Origin of the sequence: Thiorhodococcus mannitoliphagus (assembly GCF_010915725.1) — a bacterium.
In the GTDB taxonomy this organism is placed as follows: Bacteria; Pseudomonadota; Gammaproteobacteria; order Chromatiales; family Chromatiaceae; genus Thiorhodococcus; species Thiorhodococcus mannitoliphagus.
In genome coordinates this window covers 46284-70332 of sequence record NZ_JAAIJR010000016.1, presented here as the reverse complement: position 1 = coordinate 70332, position 24049 = coordinate 46284, and the positions used below count along the sequence as shown (strand labels likewise).

Here is a 24049-nt window from a genome sequence, read left to right as displayed (position 1 = left end):
TACCCCGGTACCGAGCTGCGCCTCGTGTTTGAGGCGATCCAGTCGCATTGAATTTGGCGCCAAGTCAGGAGTTCTGCAGTGGGAGCGGCGCCCCGCCGCGATCGCGCGCCCGTCGCGGCGGGGCGCCGCTCCTACCGACCGCGCGGTTGGATCGGAGGATGATCGAGACTGCAGGCGTCGACGTCCGGGCATTGGCTGGCCCAGTCGTCAATTCAGCCTAGGGCTCGACCGTGACGGCGTCGCCGATCTTCATGGTCGCGAAGAGAAAGCGGGCATCTTTTTCGCCGACTCGGACGCAACCGTGCGAGTCCGGATAACCTGGCAGCCAGCCTTCGTGCAGGAAGTAGTGACCGTGGAACTGCATTGCGTAGGGCATCCACGCCTGCATGCCGAGCTGGTTGGTATAGCGGGATGAGACCTTGTCCTTGTCTTTGCTCAGGATGGCGAACCGGCCGGTTGGTGTCGGGTAGCCCTTGGCGCCGGATGAGATGGGGCCGGTTCTGACGATCTGGTCGTTTTCCTTGTAGGTAAAGGCTTGCTCGCTCAGGGATATGATGAGCTTGCGGGGCTTCTCCGCGTCCTCCGATGCTTCCTGGGGCGCGGCCGCGTCTTCAGTGGGTGCTGCGCCCGAAGTCTCCGCCGAGCCTTCATCGTTTTGTGAGGAGCCGGCGACCCCGGATGTTGTCTGCTCGATCTTGGGCTCGGGCGCTGGCCGATCTTCCGCGAACTCGGTTGGCGCGTGGGCGCAAGCGGTGAATAACAGGCTGATCAAGATCGGGAGCGTTAGACGCTGGATCCAATATGCCATTGCCAGGGTCCTCGGTTACCGTCTCCGGGGCTCTGTCACCAAAATTCGGCCCATGCCGGGTCCAAGCTCGAACTCGAAGGGCGTGGGCAGATAGTCCATCGGCCATTCCGAGGACACGTCGATGAGCGGTCCCGGCTCGTCGATGTGGCTGTAAAGGTCCTCCACATAAAACTTCTGGCGATTCCAGGGATCCTTGTTGAGTGCGAGAAGTGACTCACCCTTGCCGCGCGGGTGTTTCTTATGTAGCAGCAGGACCGCTGGATTCGAGGCGTCCAATCGTGTGATTGGGCCATCGGTCTGGAAGACGGGATAGGTGTCTTTGATTCGATTGATGTGAGCGATGTAGTGGGTGAGGTCGACATTGATGCCTTCCCACTGCTCGGGCTGTGTGTTGACGACGTCGAGCCGGCTGCGGAATCCGTATTCGAAGCCGATCGGGATCATGACGCCCGAGGAGAAGAGGGCGGCGAACAAGTAACGTTGCCGCACGGCGTTGGCGTTGTCGCCGGATTCGCAGTAGAGCCGCTCCGTGTCGTGGCTTTCCGGGAAGCTGATGGAGGGGACGACCTCACGGGTGAGGTCGTACTGCTCAAGCATCCAGTCGCCGTCGAAATCCCACCATTTTGAGCTGTTGAAGATGGCGTCGAAGCCAGCCCGGGCGGTCGCTAGGGTTTGCTCGGGCGAGCAGCCGAGCGTCTCGGCGATGAAGACCGTATCCGGATGGCGCTTGCGGATCCGCTGGATGAGCCTCTTCCAGACGTCATTCGGCAGCTGGTAGGCGGCGTCGCAGCGAAAGCCGCGGAAGCCCAGATCGACCAGGTATTCGATCAGCTCGACACAGTAGTCCTGAAGCCCCTCGCGGTCCGGTGAGCCTTCATGGTCGAACTGCGCGAGGTCGTACCAGACCACCTTGGTGCCGTCCGCCTCGAGGCAGAAAGGGTTGGCGACCTTGCTGCCATGCCGGACGAACCATTCCGGATACTCCTTCACCAGCTTGGAGTCGATGGCGCAATGGTTGATGACCAGGTCGATCATCATCGACAGGCCATGTGACCTGGCCTCATCGACCATGGCGCGCACCTGATTCTCCGGCGAGACCCGGGCGCGCGGGCGCAGGAAGTCCTTGTTGATCGCGAAATAGTCGGCGATGGAGTAGAGGCTGCCGGAGCGCCCCGTCTTCTGGATGGGATTGACGAATATCCAGTCGAACCCCATTGAAGCGGCCCGCTCCAAATGTGGCCCCCAATCTGAGAAATGGCCGGCGAGACGGGGGAAGAGATTATAGATCTTCATCGAGCGATTCAGTCCTTGCCGCGACCTGCCGCAGCGCCAACCCAAAACAACAGAGAATCAACAGCCGTTGTGCCGCCAGGGCGGCACCCTCTCTAGCCGTCGTCGAAGCACTGCATCCAAGGATTGGTGGGCTCAACCGTCGCGAATGTAGTCGTAAATATTCAAGTAATCCTGACCCGGTCGATTCCAAGAGTAGTCGGAGCGCATGGCGTTGCCGATCAGGTCGCGGAAGTGCTCGGGGAAGTCGTGATAGCAATCGATGGCCCGCCCGAGTGCGGACTCCAAGCCGGCATTGTCGTAGTTGTTGAAGACATAGCCGTTGCGCTCGTTGAGCGGGCGCGAGGAGTGATCTTTGTCGAACACGGTATCGGCTAGGCCGCCGACCGCGCGCACCACCGGGATGGTGCCGTAGCGCAGGGAAATCAGCTGGGTCAGGCCGCAGGGCTCGAACTGGCTCGGCACCAGCATCATGTCCGCGCCGGCATAGATGAGGTGGGACAGGTCTTCGTCGAAGCCGATTTCGAGATGGCAGTCGGGGCTGTCGTTGAGCATCTGCTTCAGACCCCAGAAGTCGGCGTTGATCCCTTCGTCGGGGCTCGAGCCGAGCAGCACGAACTGAGCGCCGCGCTCCAGGGTGTAGAAGATCGCGTGGCGCACCAGATCCAGGCCCTTTTGCGGATCGAGTCGGCCGATGAAGGCGACCATGGCCTTCTCGTTGTCGGCCAGCATCAGCCGGTGGCGCAGCGCCCGCTTGTTGTCGTACTTGCGGTCGATGGAGTTCAGGCCGTACTGGACGGGGATGTGGTGGTCGACCTCCGGGTTCCAGGCGTCATAGTCCACGCCATTGACAACGCCGCCGTACTTGTTTTGGTGCGCGTGAAGCGTGGCCTCCAGCCCGAAGCCTTGGCCCTGATCTTTGGTCTCGATGGCGTAGCGTGGCGAGACCGTGGTGATGAAGTTGGAGTAGACGATCCCGCCCTTGAGCAGATTGAGCGCCTGAGGGTAGCGCTGGTCGCCGAGTCGCTCATGGGCAAAGTAGCGCTCCGGTTGGTTCAACCCGGTCGCGCGCAGCAGCTCTCCGCCCGTGACGCCCTGGTGCGCGAAGTTGTGGATGGTGAGACAGACCCGGGGGTGTGTCATGCCCAAGCTTTGATACATCTCGTAGAGGAAGACTGGCACCAGTGCAGTCTGCCAGTCGTGACAATGGATCACGTCTGGGTGTTTGCCCGCCTTCCAGAGAAACTCGATGGCCGCGCGTGAGAAAAAGGCGTATCTCAGGATGTCGTCGCGGAAACCGTAGACGCTCGGGCGATTGAAGAAGTTGTCTTGCGAGTGGGGCTCGATGAAGAAGCACTTGCGGCCATGCACGTAGCCGAAGAACACCGTGCAATGGATGGCGCCCTCGTACCAAGGCACCCAGAGATCCTGGTAGACCTCGTGCATCTCGAAGACGTTGTCGTAACGCATCGAGGCGTATTTTGGCAGCACGATCTCCACGTGGTTGCCGCGGATCGACAGCTCGCGCGAGAGTCCAAAGACCACGTCGGCCAGTCCACCGACCTTGGCCACGGTCGCCAGCTCGGGCGTGATGTGGACGATGAAGAGGCTGGGGCGCGCGGGCGCTGGTGGCGGCGGCGGCTGATGGATGACCTCCGGCTCCGGCTCCGGCTCTGGCTCTGGCTCCGGTTCTGGCTCCGGTTCTGGCTCCGGCTCCGGCTCCGGCTCTGGAGGTTGCGCTGCTACCTCAAGCGTTGGCGCCGGGAGCGCTGGCTCCTCGGGTTGTGCCTCTCGAGTGGCTAGCGCCGGCTCGCTCGATGGCTCAGGTGTCACGCGCTCAATGACTGGGTCGGGTGGCGCTGGCTCTGGCGTTGGCTCCGGCTCTGGCGCTGCAGGTCGCGGCGCTGCGCCAAGGGGCGCCGTCGTCGATGCGGTCGGGGCTTTGCCTTCCGGCGCGGAGGCGGCTGGCGCCGGCGCGGATTTGGGAGTTGGCGTCTGCTCGGTTGGAGCCGAGGCGGTCTTGGCGGTCGTTTGCTCCGGAGCCTGGCGCGCGCGCGTCTTCTTGATCACCGGGCCTTTCTTGATCACCGGATCCTTCTTGCTTACCGGATCCTTGTCGCTCACTGCGTCCTTCTCGGTCGCCGCGCTATTCTTGGCCGGGGCTTGCTTGGTCTCAGGCAACGCTCGTCGGGTGCCCTTGCCGGATGCGATCGCCTTCGGTTTGGGCGCGGCCGTCACGGGTGACGCTTTGGGGTCAAGGGTCTTGGTGGACCGCTTGGGCGTTGCTGGTGCTTCTTTGGATCCAGTTGGCTTTTTCGCCATTCGCAGATGTCCTAGAGCGCTAAGGTGTCAGGAAGAGCCATTGCTCGCAGCCCCATTCTGCCACGAAGGGCGTCAGGGGTCTGCGTGCATCTCGATCGCTGGGGCATGGCGGCGGTGTCTGCGCCCTCAACGGACAGGGCAGCAGGCTTGCCGAACCCTAGCCATGCATTCCCCTGGTATTGAAGGCGACATTCCAATGCTCGTCACCACCATCGACTGGGAGCGCGGTCAGCTCCAGGGTGCCGACTTCGGTAATGGCGGCCTGGAGCCGCACCGCGACCACCTCGCCTGGCTTGCGGTGCTTTCCGCTCAAGGTGGTCTGGATCTCGTCGAGTTCCTCCAACTCGTCCTCTGCCCACTCCTCCAGCAGCTCGCCGACCTGATCTTCACGGCGGACGCTGGAGCTGAAGAAGCGGAAGCGCACGGGCTCGCCGACGACCAGGCCGAATTCTTGCGGCGGCGCGACCGGCTCAGAGCCTTCCTCGAGGCCGAAGGGGACCAGGCAGAGTGCCTGTATCTCTGGCTCCATGCCAGGCACGGCGGGCATGGCGCTCTCCACGCCCACGTAATAGGTGTGGGAGGTGCCGCCGCGAATGCGCACGCCACCGTGCCGGCGCACATGGGCGTAGAAGGCGGCCCCTTTGGCAACGGCTTGGTCGAGGTCGCGCGCCTCGAGCAGTCTTGCGGGCGGTGCGTCATCGGCCGCCAGCCAGGCGTTGATGACCGCAATGACGCGATCCTGGAGGATCCGGGCCTTGAAGACGCCGCCGTTGAAGAGCACCGCCGTTGGTCTCAGGAAGCTGGCGTCTGCCGCTTGGTCCACAAAGCCGGTCAGATCTTGAGTTGCGCCTGTCTGCCGCCCCAAGAAAGCGGCCAGATGTCGGGTCACGGCCGGGTCTTGCGCATAGGGTAGACCGACCTTGGTCAGTGCCCCGCGCGAGCGGCTTGCTGGTCGCGCACTGGCCTCGACGGATGGAAAGAAGCCCTCGATCAGGGTTGCTTGGACCTCGTCCCGGGTCAGCTCGGTGCGGATGCTGCCGCCGATCAGGCGCGAGCCGCGGCTCGGCACGACTACGGGCATCTTCTCCAGCTCGGCGTCCGCGAGCAGGGCCTCCTTGGCCTGGCGGCAGCCGTGTGTCAGGGCCTGAAGCTGCCAACGATCCAGCTCGACTCCGGTCTTCGCCAGCTTGGCCTTGAGGACATAGGCGAGCGCCAGATCCATGTTGTCGCCGCCGAGCAGGATGTGCTCACCCACGGCGACGCGGGTGAGCTCCAAGGCGCCGTCGCTCTCGGTGACGGCGATGAGCGAGAGGTCGGTGGTGCCGCCGCCGACGTCGACGACCAGGATGATGTCTCCGACGCGGACCTCATTGCGCCAGTCTCCCTGACTGTCGTTGACCCAGCTATAGAGCGCGGCCTGAGGCTCTTCCAGCAGCACAAAGTGCTCGATTCCGATCGCCTTGGCCGCCTCGGCGGTCAGCTCGCGAGCCGCCGGGTCAAAGGACGCGGGCACCGTGACCGTGACCTCTTGACGGTCGAGTGGGTCGTAGGGGTGTACGCCGTTCCAGGCGTTTCGCAGGTGTGCTAGGTAGTGGATGCTCGCCTCGAATGGCGAGAGCTGCGGGATTTCCTCGGGGGCTCCGGCAGGCAGTATGGGTGCCTTGCGGTCGACGTCCGGATGGCATAGCCAGCTCTTGGCACTGGAGACGAGCCGAATCGGCGTCATGCTGCCTTGCTTGCGCGCCAGTTCGCCGCCGATGCGACTGCTGTCGCTCTCCCAGGGCAGGCCGAGGTCGCTCGCCTTGAATTCGTCCTGATGGGGCAGGTAGAGGAAGGAGGGCAGCAGGGGACGGCTCTCGACCGCGCCAGCCGAGACCAGCTGAGGGATGGACAGCATGCCTTGGACGATGGCCTCGCCCTCGCACTTGTCCGACTCCACGAAGGACAGGGCGCAGTGTGTCGTCCCCAGGTCGATGCCGACGGCAAAACGTGCAGCGCTCACAGCTCTACCTCCGCGGCCGCGAGGATCTTTAAGTCGTGCCCGCTCGTCACCTTTGGCATCCGCGTCTCGACCACGCGCCAACCGCGATGCACCAAGGCACCGCTGAAGGGCGGATCGCCAACCACGTTTCCTGTTGGTCGCACCGATGCCGCATCGAACCCGGGCGGCAGTGTCACACGACTGCCCTCCGGCTCAGCGCGGACAGGGGCGATCTCGATGTAGTCCTGCAGCACCTTGTTGCAGCCTTGATGGATCACCCGGGCTGCCGCGCCAACCTCTTGATCCGAGAAGCCCTTGATGTCTTCTTGGAGAAAGTCGATCAAGCGGCCTTCTTTCTGGAAGAGCCCGAGCAGCAGCAAGGCGGCGTCTGGCGCTGCGGTTGCCAGCGGCGCCGCGGCCGGTGCCGCCGCTCGGGCTGCGCCAGGCATCGGCTCTGCTTTCATGAGCGAGGCGACCGAGCTTGCAAGCTCCGGGTCCTTGAAGATCCGCCTGAAGCTTCTGAAGGCGATGGAGGCCCTCCGGAAAAAGGACGGCGCCGATGCTGACATGGACGAGCTCCTCATCGTGATAAAGACGAATATGTGATAGAGGCCAATATTGGGATGGTTGACGGCTGGGTGCGGAAATCGCGACGGCCTGCCCTCGCATTGCGAGCGCTTTCACGCGTCGTTGGCCGCGGTGGCTATTGTAAGGCGGAGCGGCTGGCGTGACATAATGGCGTTGCCCAAGGGGGCGTCGATCATCGTTTCGACCAGTCGTCTTCTGTAGTCAGTGGACAAGCGCAGCGCAGTCCACCAACGCCGACGCGGGATTCGGTGGACTTCGCTCTCGCTCGTCCACCCTACCGCCCCAACTGATGACCAAGGCCCCCAAGGGACATGATCCCGCATGCCAGAGAACACTGATTTTAGCCTTGCCATGACCGCCGAGATCCAGGACAAGCCGACTCTCCAACAGCGACACGACATGATTGCCCTCGCTGCCTACTATCTCGCCGAGCAGCGCGCATTTGCGCCGGGCGGTGCCGACAAGGACTGGCTGGAGGCGGAGGAGACGATCGACGCCATGATTGCCGACCGCCTGCTGTCGCGGACGACGGCGCTCGAGACCGGCCGTCGACTCATCCGCAATGCGCTGGTCCTGCCCGATCACGAGCAAGCCTGACCCGCGCCACCCAAACGCCAGACAAAAAAAAGCGCGACGAAAGTCGCGCTTCAAAAATATACCACCAAAGGAGGATGGAGGAGTGTACTGATGCAAAGTGCTTCAGTACATCAACAGTTTCTTATTTACCGATGGAGTTGTCAAGCCTGAGGGCCTTTCAAACCGCTGGAATGATCATCGTTTTGACCAATGATCGTGATCGGTGGTGCTGCTCGTCTGGGGCATGGTGCCGGGAAGCTTGCCTTGGCTGCGCCTTGGTGCAATCGCCTTGGCCTTCGCTGCTCAACACCTATCGGTTTCCCGAAATCAACCGGAACAGCCGCTCCAAGCCTGCGTAGCCAGGCCATCCTGGCCTGGTTTGCCAGGGCTGGAAGCCCTGGCTACATAAAACCGATAGGTGGTGAGGCCTTGGCTGCTAGGCCGATCTGGAGCGGCCTAGCCGTCTCCCCAGCGGTCCATGAGTCCGTGCTGGACCCCAAGATGGTCGAGCACCCGTGCAACCATGAAGTCGATGATGTCTGACAGCGTGGCGGGATTGCCGTAGAAGCCGGGGCTGGCTGGCATGATGACTGCGCCGCTGTGCGCGAGGCGCAGCATGTTCTCGAGGTGGATGGTCGAGAAGGGCGTCTCGCGCACCACTAGGATCAGGGGGCGCCGCTCTTTGAGGGCGACATCGGCGGCGCGCTCGATGAGCGTGCTGGAGAGACCTGCCGCGATGCGCCCGACGGTGCCCGTGGTGCAGGGGCAGATGACCATGGCATCGGCGGGATTGCTGCCGCTTGCGACCGGGGCCATCCATTGCTGGCGGCCGAAGACCCGCAGTTGGTCTTGAGCCGCTCCGAATCGAGCGAGGAAGAAGCGCTCGGCCTCGGTCGGCTGAGCGGGTACCTCGATACCGGCCTCCATGCGCAGTACGACCTGTGCTGCCTGCGAAACCAGTAGATAGACCCGAACCCCGGATGCAATGAGGCACTCGACCAGCCGCAGCCCATAGGCCGAGCCCGACGCGCCGGTGATCGCGACGGTGACCGTTTTGGTCCAGGCTCCCTGGTCAGCGGACATGGTTGATCTGGGCCTCGTCGGGCCTCTTCTTGGCGGTTGCGGAGCGCTTGCCCCTGCTCATCCCGGATGCCGGGTGCGCAGCGCGGTGAGGAGCTTGTCGTGAATGCCGCCGAAGCCGCCGTTGCTCATCACCAGGATCTGATCGCCGTCGCGGCTCTCCGCCGCCACCGCTTCCACGATGGCGTCGATGGCATCGTGCACCGCGGCCCGCTCGCCGAGTCCGGTGAAGACGGCCGCAGCGTCCCAGCCGAGATCCTTGGGCGCGTAGACATAGACCTGATCGGCAAGCGCGAGCGAGGCCGCGAGTTCGGCGTTATGCACGCCCAGCCGCATGGTGTTCGAGCGTGGCTCCAGGACTGCGAGAATGCGCGCTTGGCCGACGCGTCGTCGCAGACCTTCGAGTGTGGTCGCGATGGCGGTCGGGTGATGGGCGAAGTCGTCGAAGAGCTGGATGCCCTCGACCGCGCCGCGCAGTTCCATGCGGCGTTTGACGCCCTGGAATCGACTCAGTGCATCCGTGCTCGCGTCGATCGGGACGCCGGCGTGGCGCGCCGCGACGACGGTGGCAATGGCATTGCTCACGTTGTGTTGTCCGCTGTGAGCCCAGTGGACGACACCGACCTCCTCGCCGTTGAGTAGGATGCGGAAGTGTGAGCCATCGGGCGCGATGAGCTGCGCGCTCCAGGCGCCAGTCTCGCCAAAGCTCTCCCGAGGGGTCCAGCAGCCCATGCCAATGACCTCATCCACAGCCGCTGAGCCTGCCGGGTGCACGATCAGTCCGGTGCCGGGCACGGTGCGAATCAGGTGATGGAACTGACGCTGGATCTGTCCCAGGTCGTCGAAGATATCGGCGTGATCGAACTCGAGATTGTTGAGAATCAGCGTGCGGGGGCGGTAGTGGACGAACTTGGACCGCTTGTCGAAGAAGGCCGTGTCGTATTCGTCCGCCTCGACCACGAAGAAGGGCTCGGAGCCGAGGCGCGCGGAGAGACCGAAATCCAGAGGAACGCCGCCGATGAGAAACCCCGGGGCCAGGCCGGCGTCCTCGAGCACCCAAGCGAGCATGCTGGCGGTCGTTGTCTTGCCGTGCGTTCCTGACACCGCCAGGACCCAGCGGTCGCTCAGCAGATTGTCTCTGAGCCATTCCGGTCCGGAGCAATAGCGGAGATCCTGGTTGAGCATGGCCTCGACAGCCGGGATCCCGCGCTTCATCGCGTTGCCGACCACAACGACGTCGGGCGACGGCTCCAGGTGTGCGGGATCATAGCCTTCCATTAGCTCGATGCCGGCGGCCTCTAGTTGCGTGCTCATGGGGGGGTAGACGTTGGCATCCGACCCCGTGACACGGTGGCCGAGGGCGCGCGCGAGGAGCGCGATACCGCCCATGAAGGTGCCGCAGATGCCGAGGATGTGTAGGTGCATGACAAGACCCGAAGCAAGGCTTGAAAAAACGTAAAGTCGCTGCCCAAGAAGGGCGTACGAGCAAGAACGAAGTCCACTAGCATCCGCGTCCTTCGCGGCGTGCGGCGGTGGCTCCATCTGCGCGTCGGCGCCCCCTTTTCTGATCAGGCGCCGCCGAACATGAAGGTCACGATGGTCACGGTCACGATCTCGAAGGCGATCGCGATGGCCGACCCTTGGCCCAGCGTGATGCCGAAGGTGTGACGCAGGATATGCCCGGTGACGACGATCCCCCAGATGACCAAGGCCAGCAGCAGGAAGGCACCCAAAGCCGCCAAGTCTGTTTGCTGGCTGCCGGTGGGGTTCATGCTGAGTGGAAGGATCGCGAGCAGTCCCAAGAGCGCGCCGCTGCCGAGCAGCGCAGTGGCGGACTGCGTGAAACGGTGCCGCATGCGCAACTGGGTGAGCGCTGCGTAGAGCGCCGTGAGCATAATGAGGATCTCTGCCAAGCCCTGCATCAGGCTGGCGAGTGAGGAGAGTCCCGCAGTGATCCCGACCAGGACGCCAACAAAGAGATCCGCGACCAGCGTCATCGCCAGCAGGGCATCGGATGCCGGCAGATCTTGGGGAGGACGGCGAAGCGCACAAAGCTCGACGAAAAACCTGATTAGGGCCTGCACAACACCATCCTAGCAGCTGAAACTTACCGCTAATGATAACCGGCTGAGGCCGGGAAAGGGCAATCCCACATCTTTCCAGGTGACAAGGCGATGCGCGTCAGGCTTGAGGCGTCGCAAGGCGGGGATACCGCCCAAAGGCGACGCCGGCAACGACCATGGCGAGTGCGATGCCAATCGCCGCCCAGTTGCCCACCGCTGCGTAGGGGGTCAAGCCTTGCCGCGGCTCGATCTCTGCCGTTGCGCTGCCGCGCACAAAGGACGGCAGCGTCTTGATCAGAGCGCCCTTGTCATCGATGATCGCCGAGACTCCGGTATTGGTCGCCCGAGCGAGATAGCGCCCGTTTTCGAGCGCGCGCATCCGAGAGATCTCCAAGTGCTGATGCGGCGCCAGCGAGTCTCCGAACCAGGCGTCGTTGCTGACGTTGATCAGGTATTCGGCCTCAGGCAGTGCCTCGGAGACCTCGTTCGGAAAGGCGTCCTCGTAGCAGATCGAGGCGCCAACGCGATGTTCGCCCACGGTCAGCAGGGGGCGCGGGCTGTCACCGCGGCTGAAGTCGGACATGGGCACCTCGAAGAGTTCGATCAGTGGCCCCAGCCAGGCCTTGAAGGGCATGAACTCGCCGAAGGGCACCAGGTGTCGCTTGGCGTAGAGATCCTCCGCGCTGCCGATGCTGACAAGCCCGTTGTAGTAGCGTCCGTGCTCGAGGTCCATGACCGGAATGCCCATCACGATCTCCGCCCCCTCCGCGCGCGCGCGCTCGGCGAGTGGGTCGAGCAGCGGCGCGCGGACCTGATGGAGAAAGCTCGGCAGTGCCGTCTCCGGCCAGATGATGACGTCTGAATCGAAAGCCTCCTTGGTGAGCTGGACATAGGCCTCCGCGATGTCGACCGCCGCGCCCGGCTCCCACTTGACCGCCTGCGGGATATTGGCCTGCAGCACACTGATCCTGAGCGAGGGGCCGGATGCCTGCGTCCAATCGACGCCCTTCAGCCCCGCGCCAGCACCCCAAATGATGACCAGCCCAGCGGCGGCCAAGGCCCGCGCCCGGAGCGGCCAGCGCAAGAGTCCCCACAGCAGTCCGCCCGAAACCACAACCAGCAGGCTGATGCCGTAGACCCCGATGACAGGCGCATAGCCCGCGAGGGGACCCTCAAGCTGGGTATAGCCGAGATTCAGCCAGGGAAAGCCGGTGAACAGCCAGCCGCGCAGCCACTCGAAGATGACGAAGAGGCCTGGAAAGAGCAGTAAGGGTCCGACCCAGCGCGAGCCCCTGTCGAGGCGGCGCAATAGCCAGGCGTTGAGGCCGTAGTAGAGCGCCATTCCAGAGATGAAGATCGCCGTCACTAGATGCGCGACCCAGACGTGCATGTTGCCGAACTCGTTCAGGCTGATGCGGATCCAAAAGACGCCGAAGCCGAGCAGTCCAAGGCCAAACAGCCAGCCGCGCCACAGGGCGGCGCGCGACGATGCGCGCTCGAGCGCGAAATAGAGGAGGGCGGCCGATACGGGAGCCACGAGAAAGAGGGAGAAGGGCGCGAATCCAAGGACGGCGAGCGAGCCGCCCGCGACAGCGAGCAGGGACGGATAAGCCTTGGCGAGGGGAGGCAACAGCGGGGCCATGAGTCAACCGAATGGGTCTGAGCGAGCGTCGAGAGCTGCCGCTTTTAGCAGCCGCCGTCGAGCCGGTCAAATGAAGAAATGGCGACGCCGTGTTTCTGGGCTTGCGGTGAGTCAGCGGAGATCTCAGGGAGGAGGCTGGTCGCAGATGCTGGATTAGCTGGCAGCCTCTGGTCTGCGGATGAGGGCTAGAATCCTTGAGGCTGCTGCCGCACCCTTGGTGCGCGCGATTCTGGCGCACCAAGGGCTGGCGGGCTCGGCATCTGATTGGCGCCCGTGCTAGGCCGCCATCGCCTCTGGCTTGTGAGATAGGCAGCCCTTGGGGCAGACGCGCGAGCAGGCTTCGCAGCCGATGCAGTCCATGGTATCCGCGAGGTTCATCACCATCCCGGGTGCTTCGTCGAAATCATCATCGTCGAGATTGTCGTCGTCCAGGTCGAGATCATCACGGTCAATGAGCTCGAAAACGCTGCGTGGGCAAACCTTATAGCAGCGGCCGCAGCCGATGCACTTGGTTTGGTCGAGGTCGACGATGAAGGCCGGCGTCCACTCGACGCCGCCGCGGGTGAGTCCTGTGATGACAGACATATCTGTACTCCGAGTCCTACTGGTTAGCTCTGTGTTGAAAGGGGCTGGGGCCCCTGAATCCCTCGGTCTGGTGACCGAGCCTGCTAAATGCTGATAGGGTTCAAGCCTGCTGCCGGCGACCGGTCGTAGGGTGGACGAGCGAGAGCGAAGTCCACCAGGTTTGCCACCGCCGCTGGTGGACTGCGCTGCGCTTGTCCACCCTACGTCCGTAGCTGCGTCAGGCGGTTGCCGATGCCTCTGCGGCCTTGAGTTCGGCAGTTGCCTCGGCCCAGGCTTGGCAGGCGTCATAGGTGGCTTGGGCGATCTGCGGGATCTCTTCATAGGCCGCAGGCAGGCGGTCCTCGACGAGGTCGTGCAGCTCGCTCGCCTTTTCGGAGGCGATGCGCTTGGCCTTCTTCACGGCCTTTTCGAGCGACTTGAGTTCTTCTGGTGTCATGGCTGACTCCTGCGAATTCATCTGGGTTTGCATCGGGCGCGGTGGTGGACCACAGGCGCCCCTTCGATTCGTTCCTAGGGGGACAGGCACAGCGCCGTCCACCAATGCCGGCGCGGGGCTCGGTGGACTTCGCTCTCGCTCGTCCAGCCTAGGAATTAGGTCAGAGTCCGGCGACCTTGGGATGGGTGCCGACCAGCTCCAGGGCCACCGAGAGGATCTTGTCGCCCTCGTCCTTCATCTTGGAGAGACTGGGGAAGCCGAAGCGGTGGACGTCGCGCAGGGTGCGGTCCATGACGACCAGCTTGCCGACGGTGATGAGCGCGCGGCCGAAGCCTTCATGGGTGAGGTTGACGATGGGCACTGCCATGAGGCTGCACTCGGACTCGATCAGGGCCGAGATGGCGTTGTAGAAGACCTTGACTCGTGCCACGACGATTTCATCGGGGTCGCCGATGATGGGGATTTCGCGCTTCTTCTCCTTGGTGAGGATGAAGGGTTCGAGGATCTCGGCGTTCGACATGGAGTCGTACTGGCCGTAGGGGTCGATGGCGCGCATCTGGCGGACCATCTCGACCACGAAGGCGGACTCCATGAGTCCTTCGTTTTCGGTGCTGGCCGTGGTGGTTTCGGTCATTGTGGATGCCTCGAAATGTTTGGATGAATCCGCGAGCGTCGCGGAGTAGGGCAATGCTTAGAGCGTGTCCATCAATTGTTTCCCGATGCGAGCGATGCCGCCCGAAATCCCCCCTAGCCCCCCTTTGTGAAAGGGGGGAAGTTGTTGATGGACGCTTTCTTAGGGGTTGCCGGGTGTCGCGCCGCTTGGCTTGAATGGCACCGGAGCGGAGAAGCCCGCGCGGCCGATCAGTATTGGGCGATAGCGGTCGCGTCCTTGAATCCCTCCAGTCAGGCGGCCGCTGAGCCAGAGTCCGGCGCCGAGTCCGGCGACCCCGGCGATTGCGACCAGTCCTTCCGTCAGCTGCATGGCGGTAGCCAGGCCGGCGGCGGCAACCAGTGCGGCCAAAGGCAGCATGTAAGCCGTAAAGGAGGCGCGCAGCAGGGTGCCGCCCTGGACCGCGATGGTGACGCGCTCGCCGTTCCGTAGACCCATGGGGTCATGGATGCGCAGGCGCGTGCGTCCCTGTCGAAAGAGTTTTGCCAGGGTGCCCGTCCCGCAGGCGTCCGCGCTGCCGCAGTGACCGCAGGCGGAGCGTCGATCGGCCTCGACCCAAGCAAAGCCGTCCTCGACCGCGACCACGGTTGCGGTCTCCTCGATTATTCGCTCCATCCCTCGGCCTCCATGGCGTCGAAGCGATTGGCGTTCTGTGGGCCTTGACTCTCGATCGCGCGCGCCAACCAGGCGCTCGGGCCCTCACGCATCTCGGTTTGCAGGGAGCAGATGGCGTGGCTGAGCGGGGTGCCCGCGGCGACCTTGACCGGCTGGATGCCCTTGGGCCGGAGCTGGTTGACGGCGGAGGCGCCGATGGCCTGACAATAGACGGCGATGCAGCCGCTCAGGGCATCGATCTTGGCGGCGAGTTTGTCTTCGTTGCCGTCCATATCGAGCTGTCCGAACTGGACGGCCTCGACGAGGTCCGCCGTTTCTTGGCCGACCGCATAGATGGCGAAGGCCTCGGCGGCCCCGAAGTGCTGATCGACGTGCTTCATGTCGGAGGTCGCGAAGGCGATCTTGACCGATGTGCCCATGCTTTTTGCCTCGCTGCAGCAGTTCAGGATTCGTAGTCGTCGTTCCACTGTCATGGGACTTCCTGCGGGTGTCGTTGGATGGCGCGCGACGGCTGAATCGATGGGGTTCGCTGCGCTGGATCCATCCTCTAGGCGGCGTGCTTGACGTCTCCATCGCGCTCGTTGGCCGGCCACTGCTTGAGCTTGGACCGATAGGGGTGGATCTCCCCCTTCTCGAGCGTCAGCAGGATGTTGGCCAGGTCGAAGAGCGCGGCCTTGGTCCCCTGGTAGCCGATCCAGGTGCGTTGGAAGCCGCCCAGGCGGTCGTATTGCGGGAACCCGGCGCGCAGCAGCGGGATGCCGAGCCGCTCGGCGGTATGGACGCCGTGCGAGTTGGTGATCAGCACCTCGGCCTTGCCCGCGCGGGCGGCGATCTCCAGGTCTTCCAAGTCACCGATCTTGACCTGGTCGCAGGCCACCTTCTGCAGTGACGGCGCGTTCGAAGGGCTGACTGCGGCGACGGTCTCGGTGCCGACGCCGGCGAGCATCTGACTCAGGCCGACGAGCAGATCCGGATCCGCGGCGATGGCGATGCGTGACATGCCGAGCATGAAGTGGCAGTCGAGCATGGCGTCCTGCAGCTGCGCGCGCTGGCGCTCGATCTTGTGCGGCACCGGGACGGCGGCGATGTCGGCCAGGGTGCTGATGAGTGCATCGACGGCGTCCAGGCCCATGAGGTGATCGAAGCGATAGTCCGGAACCCCGGTGCGCGCCTTGAGCGTATCTGCGGGGCTATGCATGGAGGCGCCAACGACCAGGGTCGCCAAGGCATCACCCAGTGTGGCCATCTCGCTCACCAAGGCGCCGCCGATGGTGAGCGGACTGTAGTCGGCCTCGGGCAGGTGGCCGTCCAGCGAGTCTGAGACATCCGGGATGACGACCGGCCGCAGGCCGAAGAGCTCGATCAGATCCTTGAGGTGCTCGAGGTCACCCGGCGTCAGATGAGAGCCGGCGATGACATTGACTTGACGGCGGCGACGTCCGGGCTCGGTGCCAGCCTCCTCGGCCTTAGGCACCAGGGTCTCGATGATCGCCTTGGTCGCATCCGCGTAGCCGGATTCCATGGACCCGGTGAAGTCGGGCGTGGAGACGGGGACGACGGGGATGTGGTCGAACTGCGGATAGGTTTGGCGGAAGACGCGCACGGCCATGCCGATGTCCGCGCCCTGCGTCTCCACCAATCCCGTGGTCGGCACGCCGATCATGTCAGGGCTGTTTTTCTCGCAGATGGTCTTGAGTCCTTCGACCACGAAGTCCTGAGTGCCCATGATGGCGCTGACCTGGTCGATGGCCGTGGTCTGCAGCGGGATGGGCTCGCGGAAGTGGCGCACGAAGAAGATCTTGCCGAAGGCGGTGCAGCCCTGAGAGCCGTGCAGCATGGGAATGGCGCGGTTGAAGCCGAGGAAGGCGAGGGCGGCGCCGACCGTGGAGCTGGCCTTGAGCGGGCTGACCGACAGGGCCTTCTTACGTTTGATGATCTCAGGCATGGTTGGCCTCCACGGCGACTGGCTCGGCATCTGTGGTCTCGACCGCCGCGTCGGCGATGGGTGCTTCTTGAGGAGCGACGGTCTGTGCCCAGGGTGCCGGACGGCGAACCGCCTCCCAGATTGGGCTTTCGACCGTCAGGCAGAGCTGCTTGGCCAGCTCCAGCATGCCTTCGTAGCCGGCGTAGCCGAATTCACGTTCTTGATTGATGTCCAGGAAGGGAATGCGCGCCTTGAGTGCGGTGTACATATTGCGGCCGCCGGCGATGAGGATGTCGACGTCGTTCTTGCGCACGATGTCGATCAGGGTGCGCGGATTGCCCTCGTCCAGCATCACGGCATCCTCGCCCATGAGTTCGCGGATGCGCGCCTTGTCTTCCTCGGTGGACTTGCGGGTGCCGGTGGCGACCACGGTCATGCCGAGGTCCTGGAGCGCCGAGATGACGGACCACGACTTGACGCCGCCGGTGTAGAGCAGCACCTTGCGCCCCTTCAGCCGCTGGCGCCAGGGCTCCAGCGCCGCGTGCATGCGAGCCTCTTCGCGGGCGATGAGCGCCTCGGTGCGTGCGGTCAGATCCGGATCGTCGATGATGCGGGCGAAGTCGCGCAGGGCCTGAGAGACGTCCTGGACCCCATAGAAGCTGCCCTCGAACCAGGGCGTGCCGAAGGCGTCCTGAAGTTTACGGGCGACGTTCACCATGGCCTTGGAGCAGACCATCATGTTGACCTCCGAGCGGTGCATGGTCTGCACCTCGCGGAAGCGGGCGTCGCCGGACAGGGTGCAGAGCACGCGCAGTCCCAACTCGTCGAAGAGCGGCATGACGCGCCAGAGTTCGCCGGCGATGTTGTACTCGCCGACCAGGCAGATGTCGTGGACCTTGAAGTCGGCGCTTTCGATGCCCGCGGGGACGGGGTCCGGTTCGCGGCCGCCGCAGACGTACTTGACCATGGACTCGCCGGCGATGCGGTTGCCCAGGTTCTTGGTGCCGTAGAAGCCGGCGGCGTCGACGGGGACGACCGGCGTGCCCCAGCGCGTCTGCGCCTCTTTGCAGACGGCTTCGACATCGTCGCCGGTGAGGGCGGGCACGCAGGTGTTGTAGACGAAGACGGCGGCCGGCTGGTAGGAATCGATCGCCTGCTTGATGGAGTGGAAGAGACGCTTCTCGCCACGTCCCATGATGACGTCCTGCTCTGTGAGGTCAGTCGTCATGCCAATCTTATAGAGGGCGGGTCCCGTCGAGCGTGCGCCGCGGTTGTCCCAAGAGTTGCCGGCGCAGGCGATGGAGCCATGAACGATATGGGCGACATCCCCGATCGGCAGCAATGCGATCTGAGCCCCGTCGAAGGCGCAGCCGCCCGCAGTCGCGCCCGGCTTCGGCTTGGCGCAGCCGGATTTGCCCTTGGTGTTGTGGGCACAGGCCGGCTCGTCGAGCAGGGCGGAAATGTCTTTTTGCTTCATGCAAGGCTCCCAACAGAATCGTTTGATAAGAGTCCATGCAGAGCTTATGCCATTTCTCTAATATTTGTTTTTACTAAAGAATTGGCTATCGATGCGCTGTGAGGTTCCCGACAATCAGGGGCTTTGAAGCAAGTCCGACAACCTCATGCTCGTGAGTTGTTGGACGATGGCCTTGCGGGGCAGCGAGCCTCGGTTGTCTCTGATAATTCAGGGTATAGGCTTCCGTTGAGCTGCGTGCCTTCGGTCGGCGGGTGAGCGGTGCCGTTCAGGTCGGCGTGTCGCCCTTTCTGGGCCGCGCGAACAACCAGGGAAGACATAGGCACGGAAGCTGGCCTCACATTGAGCTGAGGCATTCGAGATTGGTCGCTTTAGAAGCCGATCCTCCCAGCGATTGAGGTTCGCCTTGCTCGTGCGAGCGGGTATCCTCCCCGTCCGAGACTCTGCGAGTCCCTGTTGCGAAGCTACATCTGCCCGATAGTCGTGTTATGGACGAAACCCCACTCCAAATTTTGACCCGTATCTTCGGCTACGATGCCTTCCGGGGTGCCCAGGCCGAGATCATCGATCAAGTGATCGGTGGTGGTGACGCCTTGGTGCTGATGCCGACCGGTGGCGGCAAGTCGCTCTGTTATCAGATCCCGGCCATGGTGCGGCCGGGCACGGCGGTCGTCGTCTCGCCGCTGATCGCGCTCATGCAGGACCAGGTGGATGCCTTGAGGCAACTCGGTGTCCGTGCCGCCTTTCTCAACTCTTCGCTGACGCCGGATCAGGCCTGGGCGGTTGAGCAGGGGATGCTGGAGGACGCGCTGGACCTCGTCTACGTGGCCCCCGAGCGGCTGCTGACGGACCGCTTTCTGTCCCTGCTGGAGCGCATTCAGGTCGCGCTCTTCGCCATCGACGAGGCGCACTGCGTCTCTCAGTGGGGGCACGATTTCCGGCCCGAGTACATCGAACTCAGTCGCTTGCACGAGCGTTGGCCGCAGGTGCCGCGCATTGCACTGACGGCCACCGCCGACGCGCCGACCCGCAGCGAGATCGTCAAGCGTCTCCGTCTCGAGGAGGCGAGGCAGTTCGTCTCCAGCTTCGATCGGCCCAACATCCGTTATCGCATCGTCGAGAAGGCCAATCCCCGACAGCAGCTCCTGAGCTTCCTGCGCCGGGAGCACCCGAGCGATGCTGGTATCGTCTACTGTCTGTCACGCCGTCGAGTCGATGAGACTGCGGCCTATCTCCAAGGTCAGGGCTTTGCCGCCTTGCCCTACCACGCCGGACTGCCCGCCGACATGCGGCGCGAGCACCAGGCCCGTTTCCTGCGCGAAGAGGGCTTGGTGATGGTTGCGACCATCGCCTTCGGCATGGGAATCGATAAGCCGGACGTGCGCTTCGTGGCCCACCTGGATCTACCCAAGAGCCTGGAGTCCTACTATCAGGAAACCGGTCGCGCCGGACGCGATGGCTTGCCGGCCGACGCTTGGATGACCTATGGCTTGGGCGATGTGGTGATGCTCCGACGGATCATCGAGGGCTCTCAGGCCAACGAGCACTTCAAGCGCATCGAGATGCAGAAGCTCGACGGCATGCTGGGCTATTGCGAGACGACCCAGTGCCGCCGCCAGGTCATGCTCAACTACTTCGGCGAGGCCTTGGCCGAGCCCTGTGGCAACTGTGATACCTGTCTGGAGCCGGTCGAGACCTGGGACGGGACGGTTGCCGCGCAGAAGGCGCTCTCCTGCATCTATCGCACCGGCCAGAGCTTTGGCAGCGCCTATCTGACCGACGTGCTGGTGGGCAAGGATCTCGAGCGGATTCGCCGCTTCGGCCACGACAAGGTCAGCACTTACGGGGTCGGCAAGGAGCTATCGGCGGATCAATGGAAGTCGGTCTATCGTCAGCTCGTGGCGGCTGGGCTGGTCGCGGTGGACATGGAGGGCCATGGCGCGCTGCGCTTGACCGAGCAAAGCCGGCCGATTCTGCGGGGCGAGCGCAGTATTCAGCTCAGGCGCGATCCGGACCGAAAACAGACGGCTGCCGCGGGTCGAGTACGGGCTGTGACAGTCCCGACGGATCCGGAGGCGGCTGCCCTTTGGGATGCCCTGCGAACGTACCGGCGCGGGCTGGCGCAAGAGCAAAACGTGCCCGCCTATGTGATCTTCACCGACGCGACCCTGCAAGAGCTGTTGACCTACCGGCCGCGCGACCTCGACGAGCTGAGTCGCATCAGCGGTGTCGGGCAGGCCAAGCTGGAGCGGTTCGGGGTCGGCTTTCTCGCGGTTCTCGCGGATCATGCCGCAGAGCACGGCCGCCCGAATGATGTGCCGCCGCTGCCCTTGGTGCCCGAGCACAGGCGGCAGGCGCCGCGCGTGCGGGAGGCTGGGCTCTCGGACACGATTCTGGCGACCTTGGAACTCTTTCGGCAGGGGCTTGATCCGGATGCGATCGCCGCGCGCCGAACGCTCAAACGGACGACCGTCTTCACGCATCTGTCGCGCTGCATTGAGGAAGGGGAGCTGAGCGTCGACGACGTCGTTGATCTGGATGCCGCTGCGCGGCACCTTATCGAGCAGGCTTTCGAGCAGTTCTCAGATCCCACGTCGCTCTTTCTCAAGCCCATCTACGACGCCCTTGAGGGGCGCTACGACTATGGCGTGCTGCGCTGCGTTCGCGCCGGGATGGGGCCATTGCCACACTGAGGACCAATGAAAAGCCGACTGAATGCTGTGTGGGCATTCAGTCGGCTCCTGGACTCGAGGTGCGCGAAGATGCCGGACCACAGCGGGTCCGGAGGGGAAATGCTGTCAATGGGCATTTCCCCATGTGCGCTAAAGACGCGCGGATCAGACCTTGCGAGCCTCCATCATGCGCTCGATGATGGGCTGCAGGATGATCTCCATCGCCATCCCCATCTTGCCGCCGGGTACGACCATGCTGTTGCGGCGCGACATGAAGGATTCGTGGATCATGGAGAGCAGGTAGGGGAAGTCGATCTGCAGCTTCTCCGGATCCTTGAAGCGGATGATGACGAAGCTCTCGTCAGGGGTCGGGATGTCGCGCGCGATGAAGGGGTTGGAGGTGTCGACCGTGGGCACGCGCTGGAAGTTGATGTCCGTCAGCGAGAACTGCGGCGTGATGTAGCGGATGTAGTCCGGCATGCGGCGCATGATGGTGTCTACGATGGCCTCCGCCGAGTAGCCGCGCTCCAGGTTGTCGCGGTGGATCTTTTGAATCCACTCGAGGTTGACGATGGGCACCACGCCGACGCCGAGATCCACGTGCTGGGCGACGTTGGAATCATCGGCCATGACCAAGCCATGCAGGCCCTCGTAGAAGAGCAGGTCGGTCTTCTCGGGGATGTCTTCCCAGGGGGTGAACTGGCCGGGTTTCAAGCTCGTGCCCAGGCGCGCGTTGTGCTCGGCGGCTTCGTCGTCGCTATGGATGTAGTAGCGCTTCTTGCCGCCGCCGCTCTCGCCATAGTTGTGGAAGAGTTCCTCGAGGAGGTCGAAGCGGTTGGCCGCTGGGCCGAAGTGGCTGAGGCTTTCGCCGCGCTCAGCGGCCTTGGTCATCTCGGCTTTCATGGCGACGCGGTCATAGCGGTGAAAGCTGTCACCCTCAATGACGGCGGCGCTGATGCTGTCGCGGTGAAAGATGTGCTCGAAGGCGCGCTTGACGGTGGTGGTTCCCGCCCCGGAGGAGCCGGTGACGGCGACGACTGGGTGTTTCTTTGACATGAGCTTCTCCCCGTTCTCTTTCGTTATCTTCAGGACGCGGGCGGCTTGACCCGGATACCATTAGTGAGAAATGATCTCCTAATATATCACGAAGATTCAACTCGATAGCCCGCAAGTTGCCGCGCGTTTGGGCATCGATGCGTTAGCCAGGGAGGGCGGCCATGAAGAATTTCGGACTCGCTAGATTCCTCGACTCATCCATGCTGAGCCGACTGCGGGCGAACCCCGAACTGCAGTCGGCCGTGGTGCGCATACTGACCAACCTGCTCGGCGCCCTTTACATCGGCGTCGGTGCTTGGTCCGGCTACTACCAGGTCGATCTCGCTTACTTCCTCACCATCTTCGTCACGCACTTTTTCGCGAGCTTGGTGCTGCTGGCAAGCGTGCTGCAGCGGGGCGACTGGCCCGCTAGACGCTATTTCGCCCTCTGTCTGGACGTGATCGTGGCCAGTCTAGCCATCTTCATCACCCAGGATGCGATCAGTCCCTTCTATCTGCTCTACATCCTCATCTTTATCTCGGCGGGAACGCGCTTCGGGCGCGGGCATTTGGCCCTGGCGGCGGTCGTTGCCGTCGTCGCCTACAATCTGGTTCTGATCCAACTGGACGAGTGGCGGCAGCACCCCTTCGAGGCCGGCTTCTTCCTGCTGCTGCTGATTTTGTTGCCCTGGTATCAGGCCTCGCTGCTGCGCCAGCTGCAGCAGGCGCGCGAGGACGCCGAGCGTGCCAATCGTGCCAAGGGTGACTTCCTGGCATTCATGACGCATGAGCTACGCACGCCGCTGAGTGGCGTGAGCGGCATGGCAAGCTTGCTCGAAGAGACCGAGCTTGACGCCGAGCAGCGCGACTACGTCGGGGCCATCCGCCGCTCTGGTGCGACACTGGATGCCTTGATCGGCGATGTGCTGGACTTTTCGAAGATCGAGGCGGGCAAGCTGGCCCTGGAGAGGATCCCCTTTGATCCGCAGGAGCTGACACGCGAGGTTTGCGAGATCCTGGCAGCGGGTGCGCGAGAGAAAGGGCTCGATCTCATCTGCTGGGTCGACGCGGATGTGCCGCGAAGCCTGCGCGGCGACCCGCTGCGGATGCGTCAGATCCTCTTCAACCTGCTCGGCAATGCGATCAAGTTCACCGAGAGCGGCGAGGTTGAGGTGCGACTGAGCGTCGCCACTTCCGTTGCGAACTTGGATCGGCCCCACCTCCTGCTGGAGGTGCGGGATACCGGGATCGGGATTCCTGCCGATAAGCTGGATGCGCTCTTCGAGGGATTCACTCAGGTCGATGCATCGACCACGCGCCGCTTCGGCGGCAGCGGTCTCGGGCTCGCCATCGCGCGCAACCTCTCGCGATTGATGGGGGGCGAGATGGAGGTGACGAGTGAGGAAGGCCGCGGCAGCCGCTTCCAGGCACGTCTGCCTTTGCTGGCGCAAGCGCCCGAAGGCTCCGCGAGCGCCTCTGATCGGCGGCTGCGCGGGCTGCGCATTCTGGTTGTCGAGTCGAATGCGAGGCAACGCGGCCTCTTGATGGCGATCTTAGGGCGTGAGGGAGCGAGCACTGAGGTCATTGCGGGGGCGTGGTCGCTCGCTGCCGGGCGGGCGCGGCCGGATGTCGTCATTCTTGGGGATAGCGCCCCGGGGTTGGATCTTTCCGCGCAAGTGGATCAGCTCCGCGCGGGCCTCGGGGCATCGATTCCCTGCCTTGCGCTCTTCTACGTTGGTAGTAGGCCAAGGTTGGCGGTGGCGGATGTCGAGGTGTTGAGCAAGCCCTTCTTGCCCGAGCCGCTGGTGCTCAGTGTCTTGCGTCTTGCGGGCCGTGACCTGCCGGGGGTTGCTGGCGCGGACGATGCGACGGCAAAGGTCGGGGTCATGACGGCCGGCAAGTCTGAGGTCGCGAGCGTCCGGGTGCTGGTGGCCGAAGATAACGAGATTGCCGCCAAGGTGCTGACCACCTTTCTGACCAAGCTCGGTGTCGAGCACAGCCGATTCCGGGACGGTGAAGCCGCCCTGGCCGCGGCACTGCAAGGCGATTATCAGCTGGCGCTCGTCGATCTCCACATGCCAAGACTCGATGGATTCGGATTCGCCCGCCGTTGTCGCGCGGCACAAGGCGAGCGTCGGTTGCCCATCGTTGCCTTGACCGCAAACGCCTCTGAAGAAGAGCGTCAGCGCTGCCTGGCCTCTGGCATGGACGACTTCTTGAGCAAGCCCGTCCGGCCCGCCGAGCTGCGCCGGGTGCTTGAGACCCTGGCCCAGGCACCCCTCCCGTGA

The 24049-nt window shown here is 63.8% G+C and carries 21 protein-coding genes; 4 read left to right on the top strand and 17 right to left on the bottom strand.

The window, feature by feature from the left end; all coding sequences use genetic code 11:
- Window positions 1–217 precede the first annotated feature (217 nt).
- From G3480_RS05900 to G3480_RS05880, 5 genes are all read right to left on the bottom strand, one after another.
- Window positions 218–808: a L,D-transpeptidase gene (locus tag G3480_RS05900; protein WP_164652743.1), complete on the bottom strand. Its 591-nt coding sequence runs from the start codon at window positions 806–808 to the stop codon at window positions 218–220.
- 15 nt (window positions 809–823) lie between these two features.
- Window positions 824–2101 (bottom strand): alpha-amylase family glycosyl hydrolase, encoded by a 1278-nt coding sequence (locus G3480_RS05895; RefSeq protein ID WP_164652742.1) that lies wholly within the window; start codon window positions 2099–2101, stop codon window positions 824–826.
- Between the two features lie 132 nt (window positions 2102–2233).
- On the bottom strand, window positions 2234–4420 hold the full coding sequence (gene glgA, locus G3480_RS05890; protein WP_164652741.1) for a glycogen synthase GlgA: 2187 nt from the start codon (window positions 4418–4420) through the stop codon (window positions 2234–2236).
- Window positions 4421–4577: 157 nt separating this feature from the next.
- On the bottom strand, window positions 4578–6422 hold the full coding sequence (locus tag G3480_RS05885; protein WP_164652740.1) for an Hsp70 family protein: 1845 nt from the start codon (window positions 6420–6422) through the stop codon (window positions 4578–4580).
- Complete coding sequence (locus G3480_RS05880; RefSeq protein ID WP_240905618.1) at window positions 6419–6865, bottom strand: DUF2760 domain-containing protein; 447 nt, start codon at window positions 6863–6865, stop codon at window positions 6419–6421. Before G3480_RS05880 ends, G3480_RS05885 begins: the two co-directional genes overlap by 4 nt.
- Here G3480_RS05880 and G3480_RS28255 point away from each other — a divergent pair.
- A complete protein-coding gene (locus G3480_RS28255) occupies window positions 6864–7007 on the top strand; it encodes a hypothetical protein (RefSeq protein WP_240905617.1) in 144 nt (47 codons plus the stop codon). The two genes, G3480_RS05880 and G3480_RS28255, sit on opposite strands and share 2 nt — an antisense overlap.
- Before the next feature lie 303 nt (window positions 7008–7310).
- Window positions 7311–7586: a DUF2934 domain-containing protein gene (locus G3480_RS05875; protein ID WP_240905616.1), complete on the top strand. Its 276-nt coding sequence runs from the start codon at window positions 7311–7313 to the stop codon at window positions 7584–7586.
- A gap of 435 nt (window positions 7587–8021) precedes the next feature.
- On the opposite strand, the gene G3480_RS05870 is transcribed toward G3480_RS05875, so the two are convergent.
- The 11 genes from G3480_RS05870 to nifE all read right to left on the bottom strand — a co-directional run bounded on the left by G3480_RS05870 (window position 8022) and on the right by nifE (window position 18057).
- On the bottom strand, window positions 8022–8648 hold the full coding sequence (locus tag G3480_RS05870; RefSeq protein ID WP_164652738.1) for a flavin prenyltransferase UbiX: 627 nt from the start codon (window positions 8646–8648) through the stop codon (window positions 8022–8024).
- Window positions 8649–8705: 57 nt separating this feature from the next.
- A complete protein-coding gene (gene mpl, locus G3480_RS05865) occupies window positions 8706–10070 on the bottom strand; it encodes a UDP-N-acetylmuramate:L-alanyl-gamma-D-glutamyl-meso-diaminopimelate ligase (protein ID WP_164652737.1) in 1365 nt (454 codons plus the stop codon).
- A 143-nt stretch (window positions 10071–10213) separates the two neighbouring features.
- Window positions 10214–10729 (bottom strand): hypothetical protein, encoded by a 516-nt coding sequence (locus G3480_RS05860; protein WP_164652736.1) that lies wholly within the window; start codon window positions 10727–10729, stop codon window positions 10214–10216.
- Window positions 10730–10826: 97 nt separating this feature from the next.
- Window positions 10827–12350 carry an apolipoprotein N-acyltransferase gene (gene lnt / locus G3480_RS05855; protein WP_164652735.1) on the bottom strand — a complete coding sequence of 508 codons (1524 nt, stop codon included), beginning with the start codon at window positions 12348–12350 and terminating at the stop codon, window positions 10827–10829.
- A 276-nt stretch (window positions 12351–12626) separates the two neighbouring features.
- A complete protein-coding gene (gene fdxB, locus G3480_RS05850) occupies window positions 12627–12935 on the bottom strand; it encodes a ferredoxin III, nif-specific (protein WP_164652734.1) in 309 nt (102 codons plus the stop codon).
- A 217-nt stretch (window positions 12936–13152) separates the two neighbouring features.
- A complete protein-coding gene (locus tag G3480_RS05845; protein ID WP_164652733.1) occupies window positions 13153–13371 on the bottom strand; it encodes a CCE_0567 family metalloprotein in 219 nt (72 codons plus the stop codon).
- Window positions 13372–13531: 160 nt separating this feature from the next.
- Window positions 13532–14005, bottom strand: coding sequence for a NifX-associated nitrogen fixation protein (locus G3480_RS05840; RefSeq protein ID WP_164652732.1), 474 nt, complete (start codon window positions 14003–14005; stop codon window positions 13532–13534).
- Between the two features lie 159 nt (window positions 14006–14164).
- A complete protein-coding gene (locus G3480_RS05835) occupies window positions 14165–14656 on the bottom strand; it encodes a SoxR reducing system RseC family protein (RefSeq protein ID WP_164652731.1) in 492 nt (163 codons plus the stop codon).
- Entirely contained in the window at window positions 14644–15075 is a 432-nt protein-coding gene (locus G3480_RS05830) for a NifB/NifX family molybdenum-iron cluster-binding protein (RefSeq protein ID WP_240905615.1), read from the bottom strand. Before G3480_RS05830 ends, G3480_RS05835 begins: the two co-directional genes overlap by 13 nt.
- A gap of 128 nt (window positions 15076–15203) precedes the next feature.
- Window positions 15204–16601, bottom strand: coding sequence for a nitrogenase iron-molybdenum cofactor biosynthesis protein NifN (gene nifN, locus G3480_RS05825; protein ID WP_164652729.1), 1398 nt, complete (start codon window positions 16599–16601; stop codon window positions 15204–15206).
- Window positions 16594–18057: a nitrogenase iron-molybdenum cofactor biosynthesis protein NifE gene (gene nifE, locus G3480_RS05820; RefSeq protein ID WP_164652728.1), complete on the bottom strand. Its 1464-nt coding sequence runs from the start codon at window positions 18055–18057 to the stop codon at window positions 16594–16596. Before nifE ends, nifN begins: the two co-directional genes overlap by 8 nt.
- Window positions 18058–18542: 485 nt before the next feature.
- Here nifE and recQ point away from each other — a divergent pair, with 485 nt between their 5' ends.
- Window positions 18543–20747, top strand: coding sequence for a DNA helicase RecQ (recQ, locus tag G3480_RS05815; protein ID WP_164652727.1), 2205 nt, complete (start codon window positions 18543–18545; stop codon window positions 20745–20747).
- A gap of 144 nt (window positions 20748–20891) precedes the next feature.
- Here recQ and G3480_RS05810 read toward each other — a convergent pair whose 3' ends face one another.
- A complete protein-coding gene (locus tag G3480_RS05810) occupies window positions 20892–21782 on the bottom strand; it encodes a phosphoribulokinase (RefSeq protein WP_164652726.1) in 891 nt (296 codons plus the stop codon).
- Window positions 21783–21943: 161 nt separating this feature from the next.
- On the opposite strand from G3480_RS05810, the gene G3480_RS05805 reads away from it, so the two are divergent.
- Complete coding sequence (locus G3480_RS05805) at window positions 21944–24049, top strand: ATP-binding protein (protein WP_164652725.1); 2106 nt, start codon at window positions 21944–21946, stop codon at window positions 24047–24049.

What these genes read in the sequence shown, in the direction of transcription:
- G3480_RS05840 (WP_164652732.1), bottom strand. Translation starts at nt 14,005, where the DNA reads ATGACCGAAACCACCACGGCCAGCACCGAAAACGAAGGACTCATGGAG.
- G3480_RS05810 (WP_164652726.1), bottom strand. Translation starts at nt 21,782, where the DNA reads ATGTCAAAGAAACACCCAGTCGTCGCCGTCACCGGCTCCTCCGGGGCG.
- G3480_RS05900 (WP_164652743.1), bottom strand. Translation starts at nt 808, where the DNA reads ATGGCATATTGGATCCAGCGTCTAACGCTCCCGATCTTGATCAGCCTG.
- G3480_RS05845 (WP_164652733.1), bottom strand. Translation starts at nt 13,371, where the DNA reads ATGACACCAGAAGAACTCAAGTCGCTCGAAAAGGCCGTGAAGAAGGCC.
- G3480_RS05835 (WP_164652731.1), bottom strand. Translation starts at nt 14,656, where the DNA reads ATGGAGCGAATAATCGAGGAGACCGCAACCGTGGTCGCGGTCGAGGAC.
- lnt (WP_164652735.1), bottom strand. Translation starts at nt 12,350, where the DNA reads ATGGCCCCGCTGTTGCCTCCCCTCGCCAAGGCTTATCCGTCCCTGCTC.
- G3480_RS05875 (WP_240905616.1), top strand. Translation starts at nt 7,311, where the DNA reads ATGCCAGAGAACACTGATTTTAGCCTTGCCATGACCGCCGAGATCCAG.
- recQ (WP_164652727.1), top strand. Translation starts at nt 18,543, where the DNA reads ATGGACGAAACCCCACTCCAAATTTTGACCCGTATCTTCGGCTACGAT.
- G3480_RS05895 (WP_164652742.1), bottom strand. Translation starts at nt 2,101, where the DNA reads ATGAAGATCTATAATCTCTTCCCCCGTCTCGCCGGCCATTTCTCAGAT.
- mpl (WP_164652737.1), bottom strand. Translation starts at nt 10,070, where the DNA reads ATGCACCTACACATCCTCGGCATCTGCGGCACCTTCATGGGCGGTATC.
- G3480_RS05805 (WP_164652725.1), top strand. Translation starts at nt 21,944, where the DNA reads ATGAAGAATTTCGGACTCGCTAGATTCCTCGACTCATCCATGCTGAGC.
- G3480_RS05830 (WP_240905615.1), bottom strand. Translation starts at nt 15,075, where the DNA reads ATGGGCACATCGGTCAAGATCGCCTTCGCGACCTCCGACATGAAGCAC.
- G3480_RS28255 (WP_240905617.1), top strand. Translation starts at nt 6,864, where the DNA reads ATGAGCGAGGCGACCGAGCTTGCAAGCTCCGGGTCCTTGAAGATCCGC.
- G3480_RS05870 (WP_164652738.1), bottom strand. Translation starts at nt 8,648, where the DNA reads ATGTCCGCTGACCAGGGAGCCTGGACCAAAACGGTCACCGTCGCGATC.
- G3480_RS05880 (WP_240905618.1), bottom strand. Translation starts at nt 6,865, where the DNA reads ATGAAAGCAGAGCCGATGCCTGGCGCAGCCCGAGCGGCGGCACCGGCC.
- nifE (WP_164652728.1), bottom strand. Translation starts at nt 18,057, where the DNA reads ATGAAGCAAAAAGACATTTCCGCCCTGCTCGACGAGCCGGCCTGTGCC.
- glgA (WP_164652741.1), bottom strand. Translation starts at nt 4,420, where the DNA reads ATGGCGAAAAAGCCAACTGGATCCAAAGAAGCACCAGCAACGCCCAAG.
- fdxB (WP_164652734.1), bottom strand. Translation starts at nt 12,935, where the DNA reads ATGTCTGTCATCACAGGACTCACCCGCGGCGGCGTCGAGTGGACGCCG.
- nifN (WP_164652729.1), bottom strand. Translation starts at nt 16,601, where the DNA reads ATGCCTGAGATCATCAAACGTAAGAAGGCCCTGTCGGTCAGCCCGCTC.